Source organism: Oscillatoria nigro-viridis PCC 7112 (assembly GCF_000317475.1).
GTDB classification, from domain to species: Bacteria; Cyanobacteriota; Cyanobacteriia; order Cyanobacteriales; family Microcoleaceae; genus Microcoleus; species Microcoleus nigroviridis.
Genome location: NC_019729.1, coordinates 603,841 through 620,233 on the forward strand (window position 1 = coordinate 603,841; position 16,393 = coordinate 620,233).

The following is a 16,393-nucleotide window of genomic DNA, read 5'->3' on the forward strand; positions in this document are numbered from 1 at the left end:
TCTTCGAGTTGAGCTAAACTCCCCACTCGCTGGGGAAACTAATTGAATGGAAACCAGACCCCCACTCGTCGTAAAAATGCGATAAGTGCTCCCCACTCGCTGGGGAAACTAATTGAATGGAAACAAATAAAACTCCTCCAAAATCTGGAATTTTATAACCCTCCCCACTCGCTGGGGAAACTAATTGAATGGAAACAATAAAGAAAAAGAAGTGGGAAAACAAAAAATCGAAGCCTCCCCACTCGCTGGGGAAACTAATTGAATGGAAACCAGAAGTATCGGTGTCAATAATATCGAAACATTGACTCCCCACTCGCTGGGGAAACTAATTGAATGGAAACACCCGAGGGGGCACAGGCTGGGGTAAAAGCAATCGTGATCATTCTCCCCACTCGCTGGGGAAACTAATTGAATGGAAACCAAAAAGGTAATGCTCGTATATTTCTACATTGCTACTCCCCACTCGCTGGGGAAACTAATTGAATGGAAACCTTCTAGAGGAGTTTCTCCTGGTTCAATTTTTTCGCTGATTCTCCCCACTCGCTGGGGAAACTAATTGAATGGAAACCGGAAAGTCCGACAATTCCTCGTTGCCGCACGCTTCCCTCCCCACTCGCTGGGGAAACTAATTGAATGGAAACCGATCAGATTTTAGAAAAGATTCTAAAGATTTTTGAGCTCCCCACTCGTTGGGGAAACTAATTGAATGGAAACTCATTCAGTTTCATCTGAGCCTCCTTTGCTTTCCAACTCCCCACTCGTTGGGGAAACTAATTGAATGGAAACTTTATTCGGGATTCGTACATCGGCTCCGAATTTAATTCTTCCAGGGTAGGCTCCCCACTCGTTGGGGAAACTAATTGAATGGAAACAGGAACTGCACGGGCCCTCCACCGGCACCGCACCCAAAACACTCCCCACTCGTTGGGGAAACTAATTGAATGGAAACAGGAGACACTGGAGTTCTGTCATATTTTCACCCCGCTCCCCACTCGTTGGGGAAACTAATTGAATGGAAACGCTAAAACAAAATTAGTGGAAGTCTTCTATTAATGCGACAGTTTAAGGGCAACCATAAATAGCTGTTGACAAAAGACTAGATTTCTAATAGTCTAATTTTGGGGGGATGCCTTTTGGGGGACGCCTCTACCGCATAGAGTGAACGTCCTTAAGGCATCGTCCTATCCCCCAGCCGAAGGGTTACGGCACTGTCTAGCAAGTTAACTTGTCACTTGCTAGAAATACATAGCTAAGACAAAGTGTGTCGAAGTCTTCTATTAATGCGGAATCGAAGGAGGCTTCGACTTCACACGACACCGCAAACAGAAATTCAAAAATCAGAGCCTTCTGTAGTGCCAAAAGCTCTAAATTTTCAACCTCTGGAAAACTCCAAAGACAAACTTTTACAACTCAAATTTCTGCAATTAATCCGAGTGGCGAACAATTAAAAAGCACAAAAAAAGCCCCACAATCGGGGCAAAATATAACTATTCTCAGTCGTTGGGTGGGGGCGGGTTTATTATATTGTTGGTTTCTGACGTAAATGGTTGGTGAAACCCGCCCCTACAGGCTATCGAAACAATGTTATAGTACGATCGACTGTAGATAAGATTTGCCATTACATTCGATCGACAGTGGGCTAGATTCATTAATTTTGACTGAATTATGAGGATATAATTCATCTTTTGCCCACGACAAAGGATTATTAATGATGTATTCCCGAATAGCAACTAATGATTCTTCATTGCGGATGATATGTTCGTAATAACCTCGTTGCCAAACTGATACGCCAGTCAAATATCGCATTTGGTTAATTCGCCCCGCTGAAGATGTTTTCATACCCCGCACAATTTCCGATAAAGGATGGATTTTTGATTTTCTCAGCGCCAATTTATCCGATTCTGTATAATTTATTTCTGGGCTGTCTTTCAAAACAATAATCCCGTGGACGTGATTTGGCATCACAATAAAATTATCTAATGCCACATTTTGATAACGTTTGGGAAGAATGCTCCAATTGAATAAAACTGTTTTACCATAGGGACTCAATTGCATTGTATTATCAATGACTTCGCCGAATAAACATTCACGCTGCCAACTGCAAATAGTGAGAAAATACGCACCGGGAGTCCTATAATCATATCCAGGCAGGCGAATTGAGTGGCGGTGGTGTTTGTTGCGATCGTATTTCATAATCTTTTTCCCAAAAACACAGGCGGTAGGGGCGGGTTTTACGAATAATATTTAATACCAGCAGACAATCTAGATAAACCCGCCCCCACCCAACCAATAACGTAGATTAACCTGATGTGCGATCGAATGCAAAGAATATTGATTCGGATTTGTCGTTGGGCAGGGCGGGTTTATTTATTTTCTCAATTAGTGGCAAAAATGGTTGGCGAACCCGCCCCTACAATAATTGCGGGCTATCGAGATTTTTGTCGGGCAGGGCGGGTTTATTTATTTTCTTAATTAGTGGCACAGATGGTTGGTGAAACCCGCCCCTACAATCATTTTTCAGGTGCAATTTCTCGATCTACTTGTTCAAAATTCACTTTATTATATATATCTGCCACAGCAATTTCAAAGGATACTGAAGCAAGCGCGATCGTCTCATCCGATTCATTGTACTCAGCAAACGACCATCGCTTATCATCCGTCTTAGAAAAATGTTCGATATATCTCCGATTTTGGTCGATCAATAAGTATTCTTCAAGAGTGGGAATCGTGCGGTATGCCTCAAACTTTTTGCTGCGATCGTATCCTTTAGTTGAAGCTGACAAAACCTCAATAATTACTCTGGAATTGGTAATCGTATCGGTGCGGTTATTATAATACTCCGGCTTCCCACATACTACCATCACATCGGGATAAGTATAGATGCGCTTCTTGGGTATCCACAAGCGGACATCGCTCATGAAAACTCGATAGTCTAGTTTTTTGAACGCAAAATTTAGTTCTGTACTGAAGTTGAGCGCTATTTGATTGTGATTTGTAGAGCCACCGGCCATAGGAAATATTTCACCATCAATGTATTCGCTTTTGTAGTCAGCAGCTTCTTCTAGTGCTAGATATTCCTCGATCGAGTAGTATCGTTGTTCAGTAAGTTGCATAGTTCTATTAGAGAGCATTTAACTGAGGCTTTTGTTTAGTGTAACATTTTTGGGTAAGCTTTTTAAGGTTGAGTTTGTGTAGGGGGGTTTTTGAGATTGTTGGTTTATCGTATGAATTGTTGGTAAACTCGTCCGCACCCAGCCGATCGCCTAGATTTATCTGATATGCGATTGCATCCCAAAAATGTAGATTCGGATTTGCCGCCCAAGTGGGGGCGGGTTTTCGAGATTTTTGGTCTGAAGCGATTATGGTTGGTGAACCCGCCCCTACGGTAATTTGGGCAAACACGCTTACTTTTTAGTTACCAAAACCCAATCGTCCGCTGTTTTGACAACCTCAGCATTCTGCAAACCTAAATGTTTTAAAACAGGTTTTTCTAACAGAAAATAAGGTTGAGGAAGAGTTTGCCATTTCTGTTTGAGCGTCGGCGCGTCGGCGACAATAACTTGGCGTTCACTGTAAAAATTCAGCGATGGACGGCCCAAGCGGTGAGAAGTAAACACCTGTTGACCGGCCGGAGTTCCTGTGCGGACAATTTCGGCGATCGGCTTAACCGGATAATCCTCTGCTAGTTCCCAAACCCAGTTATCTGAAGCCACCAATACCAACAGCGTCAGGTAAGTTCCCCAAATTAAAACTAATATAAACTGCCGATCTTTGCGGTGCAGCAACACGGCCGCCATTGTCATTGTCAAACCTACAAACATCAGCATTAACTGCAAATCTCGATCGGGAGGCACAAAATATTTCCCAATTTGCACTAAGCCACTGAAGTAAATGCAGCCGACAACACCAACTACACCCAGCACTGCCAAAATCGCGGGATGAGGCAACAAAGAAATAGCATCAAAACGTTCTTCTGCTTCCTCTTTAATGGGCTCTGGCGGCAGCCACAGTTGCTCCCAAACTTCAGCGAGATAACTGCCAACGGCAAGAGCAAAAGCTGGATAAATTGGCAACACATACCAGGGCAATTTAGTAGTCATCACAGAAATAGCCAGCAGATATACTCCAGTCCAAACCAATACTAATTTTGGCCCGGGAAAACTGCGATTTTCCCAACTCAGACGCAGCCCTTGCAGCCAAAATAACTGCCACGGCCAAGCTAATTTTAAAATTTCTAAAAGATAATACCAAGGCGGGCCTCGGTGACTGCTTACAGGTTCCGAAATGCGCCGGAAAGATTCGTTAACTAAATTAGCGTGGATGAAATATTGGCCGTAGTGCAGCCATTGGGCAAAATACCAAGCAGCTACTGGCAATGTTCCGATCGCCAATCCGCCCCACAGATACCCAGAAGTGAGGAGTCGCGGGGTATCCCAAACCAAAAAAATACAGCCGATAGCACCCAGCAGCAGCCCCAACATGACGCCCTTAGTCAGGCAAATGAGTCCGAACCCAATCCCCGCGCCCAAAGCGTAGCGCAAATCCCGGCGCGATCGTAGCAAACACCACATCGCCACCAGCAAAAAACACAAAACCGCCCCATCCAACATTGCCAAACGTCCGTGCCGCACCACCGGTAACAGCGTCAGATAAACGAGGGCAGAAAAAATGGCGATCGAACGCCGAGGAAACAACTCCCTGCCAATGGCGTAAAGCAAGGGCACTGAAGTGGCTGTCAGCATCGCCGGTACCAACCTCGCCGTCAATTCGCTGACACCGCCTGCTGCAAAACACAGCCCGATCAGCCAGTGTACCAGCGGCGGTTTGTTGAAATAAGGCATTGAGTCGATCGTCGGATACAGCCAATTTAAGTTGCCGCGCCAAATTTCCCGACTTACCTGCGCTGCAATGCCTTCATCCCAATCCCGCAAAGCCGCGCCGCCCAGATTCAGCCCGAAAATCAGCACTGCCGCCAACAGAAAAGCCAGCATCCACACTTTGTCTGTCAAGCTGTCATTCCAGCGATTTTTCGGTTGGCGGCCAAGGAATGGAAAGATTTCTGACATAAGTTAAGAGAGTTTTGAGCGTCCCAAACTGAAGGTAAACTTAGACAGCAGTTATTTGCGACTAGGAAAATACCATGAACTTGCCTGTAATTATAGATATTATCATTGGCTTAGTATTTATCTACCTGACTTTAAGCTTGCTAGCTTCGGAAATTCAGGAACTGATTGCTACTGTTTTGCAGTGGCGGGCGGAACATTTAAAGAAGTCGATCGAAGTGCTGATTTCTGGCGGCAGCGAAGGCGCAAAAGATCCCCTGCAATTTAAGCGAGTCGGACAGTTGGCTCATTCGATTTACGCCAATCCGATGATCGAGGATTTGAATCAGGGAGCGAAAGGGCTTTTGTCAGAGGGATTCCGCTATGTTACGCACCGCCTGGGGGATTTGTACCACGGAGTTACGGGTACTAAAAATGTTTTCGGCAATAAATCCAGCGGGCCTTCTTATATTCCAGCCGAGTGTTTTTCGGCTAGCCTTTTGGAGACTTTAAAGGTTTCTAGTTTGCTCAGCTCTATCTCTAAAACCCGATTGGAAAGATTTCAAGATTTACAATTAGCACAAATTCAACAGATTGGACAAAATCTGAGTTTGCCGGATGCTACTAAACCGATTATCGAGCAAGAATTTAGGTGGCTGACTGCGGAGTTCAATCGAGTTGTTGAAGATTATCAAAACAATTTAGCAAGTTTGAACAACAGCTTAGATAGAATGTCGGAAAAACTAGGATTTTATATTAAGGATTCTCAGGTTTATCTACCAGAAACCGAGCTAGGAGGGAGAGAATTTCAGAGGCAGATGGCAATTGTGAAGGCTCGTTTTGACAGCAAGATTGAGCGGGCGGCGCTGCTGGGGCAACTGCAACCGAGTTTCAGCAATCTGTTAAATAGTGTTAAAAAAAGTCAAGATCCGGTAGCAGAAATTATGGATATCAAAGAGGAGAGTGCGATTTATCAACAAATTCAAGAAACCTTGGACAGTATGCCAGAATCTTTGAAACGCAGCCTTTATATTTTAGCGCAGCGCGCTGAAAAAGGCGGCGGAGATACTCAAGAGCAGTTGCAGCGGTTTCAGAAAGAAATTGAAATTTGGTTTGACCAATCGATGGAGCGTGCTTCTGGTGTTTACAAGCGGAATGCCAGAGGGGTAGCGATTTTGCTCGGAACTGCGATCGCTGTCGCTGCTAATGCTGATACCATTAATATTATTAATCGGTTGTCGAAGGATTCGATGTTGCGATCGACTGTTAATTTGTATGCTGAGCAGTTGGTGGCAAACAATGCTAAGACTAAATCAAATAATTTAACCAGTCTGACAAAAGTTCAACAGGATGTCGATCGAGCTTTGGATCGGGTAGCCCTGCCTTTTGGATGGAGCGAACAGAACAGCTTAGAACGAGATAAGCAGGGGAATTTATTGTGGCCGGCTTTGATTTCCAAATTGTTTGGTTGGATATTGAGCGGGCTAGCTATTTCTATGGGGGCTGGTTTTTGGTTTGAGGCGCTCAACAAGATTATTAATATTCGCAATGCAGGGAAAAAACCGCCATCTTCCACAGAATCTTGAGCGGTGCAGTTGCGAGGCCCATCTACTAACTGTCATACCCTTTTAGATTTTAGATTTTAGATGGGGGAATGGCTCAAGACTATCGAGGTTTGAAGCACGGGCTGACAGTTGGATTCTTTTTTGAAAGTGGTATCACGGATAGGATATCGGATCGATGGGTAATTGCGCGTTTGCCGGAAGTCAGGGAAAACACGCAGAATATAAATTCCGTGCGATCGCGGATGGCAGTGCAGCAGAAATAGGGGAAACTAATAGATAGGTTAAATAAGAATGGGCGAAATAAACAAGGTCGCTGGCAGTTTCAGAAGCTCTGACTCCAAGGCTGTATCTACCGCTAAACACACTTTTGGAGGACGGAATATGTTGACTTCTTTAAGGGAAACGACTCGCGCCTGGGAATACGCAAATCCCCAATCCAAAAGCTTTGTAGTCCAGGACTCCAGTATTAATGAAGGTGGATATTTTGTTTCCAGAATTTTGGCTGGGGCATCTGACTGCATTGAGAAAATTACTTCGGCACTTCAAAAATATGCCTCTATCCTTGGAGAGATTGACAAAGTTCGCACAACTTCTGACAACCGCTCAAACCAACTGCAATTAGGCTTTGTTATCCTCAGTTCAGATTACCTAGAACCATACAAAAGTCAATTGCCAAAATCGCACAGTTGCCTGAGTAAAAACAGGGGACTTGGTTCCTGTTATGCCGATCGAGATAGCGATCCACTCAGCAACGGCGGTGGGCGCGATCGACTGTTTGCTAATTAAGGAGAGTAAGGAACCCCACGCTTAAAAGCGGAGGCTTTTGGGAAGTCCGGCTCGTTCCGAGCGGTGCAAGAAGAAAGCCCGAACCTTACCAGAGACAGGATTAGACCTACGTTTTTTGAGTCATGATACCGGAGAATGCGACGCTAGTTTTCCGCTCTATCGCTAAAAGTTAAACAGGCTCGGGCGGGGTTAAACCAGTGCTTTTGGCATAACAAGCTCATGAAACATTCTCGAAGCGAACTTTACCCAGCAATGGAGGACTTTGTGTCTAATTTCGTTTTTCTACTTGATATCCACAAACGACCGCTCAATCCAATTCGTCCAGGATTGGCTCGCAAATTGCTAACCACTGGCAAAGCTGCTGTTTTTAAAAGGTATCCATTCACACTCATTGCGCGACGTAGTTAAGCTACGTGTTCTGAGTGGAGAGCCTTCTCTCCCAACGGATTTCGTCCCGTTGTCCCCACGTAAAAGGGTCACGATACCCCGGTCACGTTAGTAGTAAATAATGAACCTAATGGAATGCAGACCACGAAAGTAGCCTAATCTAACAGCCTAAGTTGGAAAGGAGCAAGGGGAAGCACGAAAGGGTTAATCACCAGTAACCATCGTTTGCACACTTCGTGATGAATAAAGAGTGAAATAAGGCTGAAACACTCTCACCAAAAGGTAAGTGGGTAGAACTAGAGTTGATGATTCTCTAGTTCGACGAAATATAATCCCGCCGGAGTAGAGATGGAACCCGACCCGTGACGAATCTCAAACACATAGAACTGCGGAAAGCCCTATAGGTTCTCAGTACAGGTCGAAGTCTGAGTAAGCCAACCGTAAGGAAAGCAGAATACTTAGAGGGTAAAGGATGCCAGAAAAAGCGAATGCTGTGGGTAATGCCACAGATAGGAGTTCAAGATTTGCTCCAACTGAAAGGAAGCCAAATTCTGGCAGGTGTTTAACGATAAACCAACGTAAGGAAATCAAACTTCTGTGAAAGATAGATTCGGTAACGAAATCGGAACAGACGCATTACCTGAGAAATGGGCAGACCTTAATTGGAAAGCTGCTACAAAGGTGGTGAGAAATCTCAGACAGAGAATTTATCGTGCGACTCAGAGGAATGAGTGGAATAAGGTCAGGAGCCTTACTTCACTCATGTTAAAAAGTAAGTCCAACCTGCTACTTGCAGTTAGACGGGTCACTCAAACTAACCAAGGGAAGAAAACAGCAGGCGTGGATAACCAACTTGCTCTCAACCCTCAGATGAGAATCCAACTAATACACGAAATCCTGAAGCTGAACCCTTGGAAAGCAAAACCTGCTAAAAGGATATACATTCCAAAAGCAAATGGTAAAAAGCGTCCTTTGGGGATACCAACTCTCAAAGATAGAGTGATGCAAGCAGTGGTCAAAAACGCACTGGAGCCGAGTTGGGAAGCTAGATTTGAAGCCAACAGCTATGGCTTTCGACCAGGGCGAAGCTGTCACGATGCGATAGAACAAGTTCATACCCGATTACGAAAAGGAGGCGATGAATGGGTTCTAGACGCAGATATTAAAGGAGCATTTGACCACATCAGCCACGAATACATACTCAATGCTCTCGGAGAAATTCCTAGCAAAGAGCTAATTAAACAGTGGCTAAAAGCAGGTTACGTGGAGGCTAACAAGTTTAACCCAACAGAAACAGGCACTCCCCAAGGCGGCATCATTAGCCCACTTCTGGCTAACATCGCCCTAGACGGACTGGAAGGAGAAGTATTATCCAACCACCAGAAAGTCAAACAGAGCAAGAGTGGGGAATACAAAGGCAAAACCTACTACACAAACAGGTATTATCCTAGATTTGGGTACATCAGATATGCCGATGATTTCCTTGTCACAGCCGAAACAAAGGAAGACTTGGAAGCCGTTCTGCCTGAAATCAAGGAATGGCTGAAAAAGCGAGGACTAGAACTGAACGAAGAAAAAACCAACATCGTCAATAAGCGAAATGGGTTCAACTTCCTCGGTTTTACAATCCGAAGCTACTCAGATGGAACCACGCTCTGCAAACCTCAAAAGGATAAGATGATTGCCAAACTCAGAGAAATTAGAGGATGGCTCAAAAGACACAAAACGGTAAAACCGGAAGAAGTCATCAAACATCTAAACCCTATACTAAGAGGATGGGCGAACTATTACAGGCACTGCTCCAGCAAGGAAATCTTCGCTACATTCAACCATAGAATTGTACAAATGCTATGGCAATGGTGTAAAAGACGACACCACCAGAAACATCTCAAAAGGGTCAAGAACAAATACTTTACCGTACTGGGAAATGACCACTGGACATTCTTTGCCGACACTAAGGATAGAACAGGAAAAAGAAAGAGACTTTATCTCAAAGATGTAAGTGACATCCCAATCCTGAGACATACAAAGGTTGAAGGCGCAGCTAGTCCAGATGACTCAACCAAAGTAGATTACTGGAAGAAACGCCAATCAAAACTGGGTAGTAGCGTATGGGCTAAAGGCTCGAAGCTCTACAAAGTGGCTCAATTCCAGCACTGGAGATGCACTGAATGCGGAGACTACCTGCTAAACGGAGAACAAATCCACACTCACCACATAACTGAAGTGACAAAGGGAGGCACAGATGAAATCGACAATCTTATACACCTTCACCAAATTTGTCACAGGAAAGTTCATGGTACTAAATAACCTCGGAGTCCAAGAATGCCAGAGCCGGATGATGCGAAAGTGTCACGTCCGGTTCGTTGGGGAGAGGGATACGGCGACGTATGCCCTCTTACCCGACCTCAAAGTAGAGGTAACAGCACCCCAAAAACCAATCACTCTTAAATTAGACCCTGGCTCCACAACCACGGGAATCGCATTAGTGCAAGGAGAGGAGGTAATCTTTGGTGCACAACTAGCTCACCGAGGTCAATCAATTAAAGCCAGTTTGGAGTCTCGCCGTTCACTGCGTAGAGGCAGGAGAAATCGTCATACTCGTTATCGAAAAGCAAGATTTCTAAATAGAACTCGCTCTCAAGGATGGCTGGCTCCAAGCCTACAACATCGTGTTGAAACAATCCTGACATGGGTAACTAGATTGATGAAAGTCGCCCCCATTAGTTCTATTGCTCAAGAACTTGTGCGATTCGACTTACAACAACTAGAAAATCCAGAGATTAGTGGACTGGAGTATCAGCAAGGCGTTTTATGTGGTTACGAAGTCCGCGAATATTTGCTGAATAAATGGGAGAGAAAGTGCGCGTATTGTGGAGTTACGGATACGCCGCTACAAGTCGAACACATTCATCCCAAAGCCAAAGGCGGATCTAATCGTATTTCTAATCTTTGCCTTGCCTGTGAAAAATGCAATGTCAAGAAAGGAACTCAAGACATTGAGCAATTCCTCTCTAAGAAGCCAGATGTCTTGAAAAAGATTCTATCTCAAGCAAAACGTCCTTTAAAAGACGCAGCAGTAGTTAATTCAACTCGCTGGGCGTTATTTAACCGACTCGGTATGACTGGCTTACCAGTTTCTACTGGCAGTGGTGGCTTGACAAAATTCAATCGCACTCGTTTGCAGCTACCTAAATCCCACTGGTTAGATGCTGCTTGCGTAGGCAGAGTTGAAGAATTAAAGGTGCTGACTTCTCAACCGCTCCTAATAAAAGCAGCAGGACACGGTACTCGACAAATGTGTGGCACGGATCGGTTTGGCTTCCCAATTCGACATAGATCAAAAAAGCAGATCCATTTGGGTTTTCAAACTGGCGATATCGTTGGCGCGACAGTCACCGCAGGCAAGAAAGTCGGTTCTTATGTAGGACGAATCCTTTGCCGTGCATCCGGTTCGTTCGACATCGCCACAATGAAGGGAAGAGTAGCAGGAATTAGTCATAAATATTGCAAACCTATTCACAAAAAAGATGGCTATTCCTATGGATTTTAATTCAAGGCGACTGAAGTCGCAGCCGCTTTCCTCCCCATGTCGGTAGCCCGGGGCTTCTCGCTCGTTTTCTGGTGATTTAATGGAGGATATGGAACGTACCGAGGGCGACTGGGCCCGAATGCAGTTTTAATTAGGGAGGCAGGCGCGATCGCAATCAACGATTTGAGCTGACTCAATCTGCAATCATATCAATTCGCGCTGAATCATTTGAATCACGTTTGTAGTGAGGTGGACAGTCCTCAAAGTGTCCGTACCAGCCCATAAGTCAATTGATTCCTAACGAGGGGTTCCACTTAATATTAGACCGTTTTGACTGTTAGTAAATGCGACAAAACCTCCTGGCAATCAGTATTTGGGTGTATCGCAAACCTAGCAGCTTCAAAGCATATATAATTCTTCAAAATCTACATAATTCAGTTTGACCTTGGATGAAATACACCTAGGTAAACTGTAGTGCCTTGTGCCTATACGTAAAATATCACAATCAAATAAAAACTACTCAATATAATTAAGAGGAGTTATTGTGGGGGAAATTACCTCCACCATTTGCGACTACCTGAAATCAGGCTACTGTTAGCCAAATAATGTCGCAAAAATTTGCTAGTACAACCTAGATTGATTTATTTGAAGAGGCGAGATAAATGTTTGGATATATTCCCAGCGGTAGAGGTCATAATTTCCCTTATGGTAAATAGATAACTGGGAAATGCGGGTCAAAATAAATTCCTAAAAATATTCGTAAAAGTGCACCATATCTCAATTTCGTGTTAAGGTATAATCAAATAATCCTGATGAAATTACTCCGGGGTGTATCTACTAATAATGCCCTAAATGGAGTATCCAATATGAGTTCTACGATCGCTCAATTTAACTCACAATCTTCTTTGGAAAAACGGCCAGTGCGCTCTTTAGTCTTCATTGACGCCGGCGTGAAAGATTACGAGTCAATTACAGCGGGAGTGCTGCCGGGACAGCAGGTAGTAATACTCGATCGCACCAAAAACGGCATCGAACAAATCACCTCGGAGATGGAAAAATACGCCTCTACTAAGGGGGCGATAGACTCGGTTCACATTATTTCTCACGGCAGTTCTGGCAGCCTACAATTAGGCAATACCGCTCTGGGTTCAGATAACATAGAGCAATACAAAAGCCAGTTGGACTCGTGGCAAACTTCACTAGCCCCAGAAGCAGACATCATGCTGTACGGCTGCGATGTAGCAAGCGGTACAGGTGCTAATTTCGTGGATCGATTCAGTCAATTAACCGGGGCTGACGTTGCGGCATCTACCAACACAACCGGCCGTGACGGCGACTGGAATTTAGAATTTGCTAAGGGCCCAATTGAAACTCCCTTAGCCTTGCAGCCAGAGGCTATGGCAAGTTACCAAGGTGATTTAGCTACGATCGCAGTAACCAACAATAGCGATAGCGGGCCGGGTTCATTAAGGGCCGCAATCGCCACCGCTGTTGCCGGCGATACAATTACCTTCGCTCCAGGTTTAGCCAGCCAAACTATTACCCTCACCAGCGGTCAACTCGATATTCCCGTTGGCAAAAATATCACCATTGACGGCGCCGCTGCACCCGGTTTAACCATCAGCGGCAACAACGCATCGCGCGCCTTTTTTGTCAATGCCAACGTTGCGACTGCTACCACTTTTGCTGTCAAAAACCTCATTATTACTAACGGCAAAACTACCGATCGAGGTGGCGCGATCGGCACAACCGACGAAGTAAACCTGACAGTAGACAATGTTCAGTTCAACAACAACGTCGCCGATAAAGGTGGCGGCGCAATTTTCGGTAATTTCAACAATACCCTGACTGTTACCAACAGTAAATTCAACGGCAACGCAGCCACCGCAGCTAACGATGAACGCGGTGCAGGTGCGATCGGCTTTTTGAGTTTCAAAACTATTACAGTCACCAACAGCGAATTCACCAACAACAAAGGAATTAACGGCGGGGCAATTAACAGCCTTCAAGGTAAGCTGACAATTGACAACTCCCGATTCATCGGCAACGACACTACCGCAGCCTCTTACGCCACAGGCCAAGAGAATCCTGGTTTAAGGGGTAACGGTGGCGCTATTTACACAGACAGGGCCAGCAATCCGAGCGAAGCTTCCGGCACAATCAAGATTACCAATAGCGTATTTCAGAACAATAAAGGTCAAGGTGAAGGAGGCGCAGCTTATCTGTTCACCGGCAGCCAAGACAATGTAATTTTGGAAAAAACCACCTTCCAAAATAACGAAGTTATGGCGCTCACAGGCAGCCCCAATGGTGGAAATCCTGGAAATGGTGGTGGGGTAACGATTTTGAGCGACAGCACCAACAAGGGATTGACCATTGCCAACACCACCTTTGCTGGCAACAAAGCCAATAATCAAGGTGGCGGGCTGTGGATGCGAAATGCCCCTACGACGATTACTAACAGTACGTTTTCTGGCAATTCCACGGCGTTTGCTGTTGGTGATTTCAACAAACTCGGCGGTGCAATGACTCTTGGTGCACCCACAACCATTCTCAACACGACGATCGCCGATAATTCTGCAGGCTGGGTTGGTGGAGGTATCTTCGCCGATGCCAATAATGTCACCCTCAAAAACACGATTCTTTCCAACAATACAGCGGCTAACGGAGGAAACCCTTGGGGCATTCAGCAACACGTCACCGCCCAATATAGCGATCTAGGAGGGAATTTTCAGTGGCCGGTGATTAACACCGATACCAAGGTGACGACAAGTGTGACGATCGCAGACCCCTTACTCGGCCCTTTGCAAAACCTCAACGGCGCTTTAGTCAGGCCGCTGCTGATAGGAAGTCCGGCAATTGATAAAGGGATTGCCACCGGCGCACCCGCTACGGATCAGCGCGGCGTGACTCGCCCTCAAGATGGCGACAGCATTCCAGGTGCGATCGTGGACAGCGGCTCTTTTGAATTGGGAGGTAGTGTCGTCCCGGTGCCGACTCCAACTCCCGCACCGACTCCAACTCCCGCGCCGACTCCGACTCCCACACCGACGCCCGCGCCGACTCCAACTCCCGCACCGACTCCAACTCCCACACCGACGCCCGCGCCGACTCCAACTCCCGCGCCGACTCCAACTCCCACACCGACGCCCGCGCCGACTCCAACTCCCGCACCGACTCCAACTCCCACACCGACGCCCGCGCCGACTCCAACTCCCGCACCGACTCCGGCGCCAACTCCCACACCTGCGCCGACTCCAACTGAGACTCCGACACCCACACCCGCACCGACTCCCACACCTGCGCCGACTCCAACTGAGACTCCGACACCCACACCCGCACCGACTCCCACACCTGCGCCGACTCCGGCGCCGACTCCGACGCCCGCGCCGACTCCGACACCCACGCCCGAACCCACTCCAACTCCGACACCCACACCCGCACCGACTCCCACACCTGCGCCGACTCCGGCGCCGACACCAACTCCCGCACCGACTCCCACACCTGCGCCGACTCCGGCGCCGACACCAACTCCCGCGCCGACTCCAACTCCGGCCGTAGATGATTGCCTACTCCATAGCCTCAACGCCCCGCAACTAGATCCTGCCACCATCACCCCCAACCCCGTCCAACAAACTATCAACGGCGGCGAGGATAGCGATTTCATCATGGGCAGTGTCATCAACGAGTCAATTAACGGACTTGCCGGCAACGATACTCTCTACGGCATGGGCGGCAATGACAACATTGACGGCGGCGCAGATAACGACTCACTCTTCGGCAATGAAGGCAGCGATTTCATCTCTGGCGGCGCTGGCAACGATACCATCTACGGCGGCAAAGATAATGACACTCTTGTTGGCGCCGATGGCAGCGATTTTTTAAGGGGAGATTTAGGCAATGATACAGTTGCCGGTGGCGTTGGCAACGACAGCATTTTCGGCGGCAAAGATGACGATATCTTGCTGGGTGAAGATGGCGACGACTACATTTTAGGAAACTTAGGAAATGACACAATTAATGCTGGAAACGGCAACGATATTGCCTTTGGCAATGAAGGTGCAGACCTGATTTTTGGCTTATTGGGAAATGATACCCTGTACGGCGGCAAAGAAAACGACAGTCTCGATGGCGGTGAGGGCAACGACTTGCTGTTGGGCGGCAATGAAAATGATGTGCTTTGCGGCGACATCGGTAACGATACCCTGTACGCTGGCAAAGGTAATGATATTCTCAGCGGTGGCAGCGGTGCCGATTTCCTTTCCGGGGATGTTGGGGACGATACTTTGACTGGTGGTTCGGGAAATGATGTGTTTTTCCTCAATCAAAGTGTGGGTAGCGACATCATTAATGATTTCCATAAGGGAGAGGATTTAATTGGGTTGAATTCTGGTTTGAGTTTTAATCAACTCAGTATTACTTCCAGCAACAATCAGACTTTGATTACTGTGACGGACACCAATCAATTGTTGGCGAAGCTTAACGGTATTACGCCCGGTATTCTCACTGCTAGCGATTTCACTCAGGTAACAATCTAACTGCCTGGGGTAGGGTGCGCCATCAGCAGCCAGCCCGCTTAGAAGTGGTGAAAAAAGCTCTCAAACTCCTGAAATTTGGTGGATGACGTTCGCGCAGCCCGCCGGGGGCTACGCCAACGAAGAGGATCGCTCGATCTGATTCTTTTCAAAAGCGATCGGTAATAAATCTTGTTTATTGCCGATCGCCCACACCTAGAATGAGGCACATCCGTCTCTTGCACTCCTGAGCTGGCTAGCCATACGCAGCGCCCGAATAAATCCAGCTTTCTCAACCACTAAAATTCAGATTTTTGGGAACTTTTAGCGAGGTAGAAAAAAGTTAAATTAATCAAATTATGAAGCAATTTTCCTGGTTTTCTCTAATGTGAATGTATCAGGTACTAGCTAGAGCAATTGTCAGTAATTCGGAGTCCCAGAAAATCTTTTCGGAATTTTCCCTGACCAAGGCTTTAAAATGGTTTGATGCACTACTTATCTCGCTAAGGCTGTGCAGGGCAAATCTACATAGAGAGGTTCCCAGTGCCGGAATATTTACATTACATC

General features: G+C 46.4%; 10 protein-coding genes and 1 CRISPR repeat array (1 of these 11 cut by a window edge). Of the genes, 7 read left to right on the forward strand and 3 right to left on the reverse strand.

The window, feature by feature from the left end; genetic code table 11:
* A CRISPR array of direct repeats spans positions 1-1,020; the repeat unit is 36 nt; unit sequence CTCCCCACTCGCTGGGGAAACTAATTGAATGGAAAC; it begins 415 nt to the left of the window's first position.
* A 564-nt stretch (positions 1,021-1,584) separates the two neighbouring features.
* From OSC7112_RS02675 to OSC7112_RS02690, 3 genes are all read right to left on the reverse strand, one after another.
* On the reverse strand, positions 1,585-2,193 hold the full coding sequence (locus tag OSC7112_RS02675) for a transposase (protein ID WP_015174449.1): 609 nt from the start codon (positions 2,191-2,193) through the stop codon (positions 1,585-1,587).
* A 317-nt stretch (positions 2,194-2,510) separates the two neighbouring features.
* Positions 2,511-3,113 (reverse strand): Uma2 family endonuclease, encoded by a 603-nt coding sequence (locus OSC7112_RS02680; RefSeq protein WP_041622873.1) that lies wholly within the window; start codon positions 3,111-3,113, stop codon positions 2,511-2,513.
* A 291-nt stretch (positions 3,114-3,404) separates the two neighbouring features.
* Positions 3,405-5,066, reverse strand: coding sequence for an ArnT family glycosyltransferase (locus OSC7112_RS02690; RefSeq protein ID WP_015174451.1), 1,662 nt, complete (start codon positions 5,064-5,066; stop codon positions 3,405-3,407).
* Positions 5,067-5,140: 74 nt separating this feature from the next.
* Between OSC7112_RS02690 and OSC7112_RS02695 the strand changes: the two genes are divergently transcribed.
* The 7 genes from OSC7112_RS02695 to OSC7112_RS02715 all read left to right on the forward strand — a co-directional run bounded on the left by OSC7112_RS02695 (position 5,141) and on the right by OSC7112_RS02715 (position 15,850).
* Positions 5,141-6,628, forward strand: coding sequence for a hypothetical protein (locus OSC7112_RS02695; protein ID WP_015174452.1), 1,488 nt, complete (start codon positions 5,141-5,143; stop codon positions 6,626-6,628).
* Between the two features lie 68 nt (positions 6,629-6,696).
* On the forward strand, positions 6,697-6,870 hold the full coding sequence (locus OSC7112_RS39270) for a hypothetical protein (protein WP_015174453.1): 174 nt from the start codon (positions 6,697-6,699) through the stop codon (positions 6,868-6,870).
* 118 nt (positions 6,871-6,988) lie between these two features.
* Entirely contained in the window at positions 6,989-7,393 is a 405-nt protein-coding gene (locus OSC7112_RS02700; protein WP_015174454.1) for a hypothetical protein, read from the forward strand.
* 252 nt (positions 7,394-7,645) lie between these two features.
* Positions 7,646-7,801, forward strand: a complete 156-nt coding sequence (locus OSC7112_RS35185) for an RRXRR domain-containing protein (protein ID WP_223300842.1) — start codon at positions 7,646-7,648, stop codon at positions 7,799-7,801.
* A 576-nt stretch (positions 7,802-8,377) separates the two neighbouring features.
* Positions 8,378-10,090: a group II intron reverse transcriptase/maturase gene (ltrA, locus tag OSC7112_RS02705; protein WP_015174455.1), complete on the forward strand. Its 1,713-nt coding sequence runs from the start codon at positions 8,378-8,380 to the stop codon at positions 10,088-10,090.
* Positions 10,077-11,333 carry an RNA-guided endonuclease IscB gene (gene iscB / locus OSC7112_RS02710; protein ID WP_015174456.1) on the forward strand — a complete coding sequence of 419 codons (1,257 nt, stop codon included), beginning with the start codon at positions 10,077-10,079 and terminating at the stop codon, positions 11,331-11,333. Before ltrA ends, iscB begins: the two co-directional genes overlap by 14 nt.
* 845 nt (positions 11,334-12,178) lie before the next feature.
* Entirely contained in the window at positions 12,179-15,850 is a 3,672-nt protein-coding gene (locus OSC7112_RS02715; protein ID WP_041622874.1) for a DUF4347 domain-containing protein, read from the forward strand.
* The last annotated feature ends 543 nt before the right edge of the window (positions 15,851-16,393 follow it).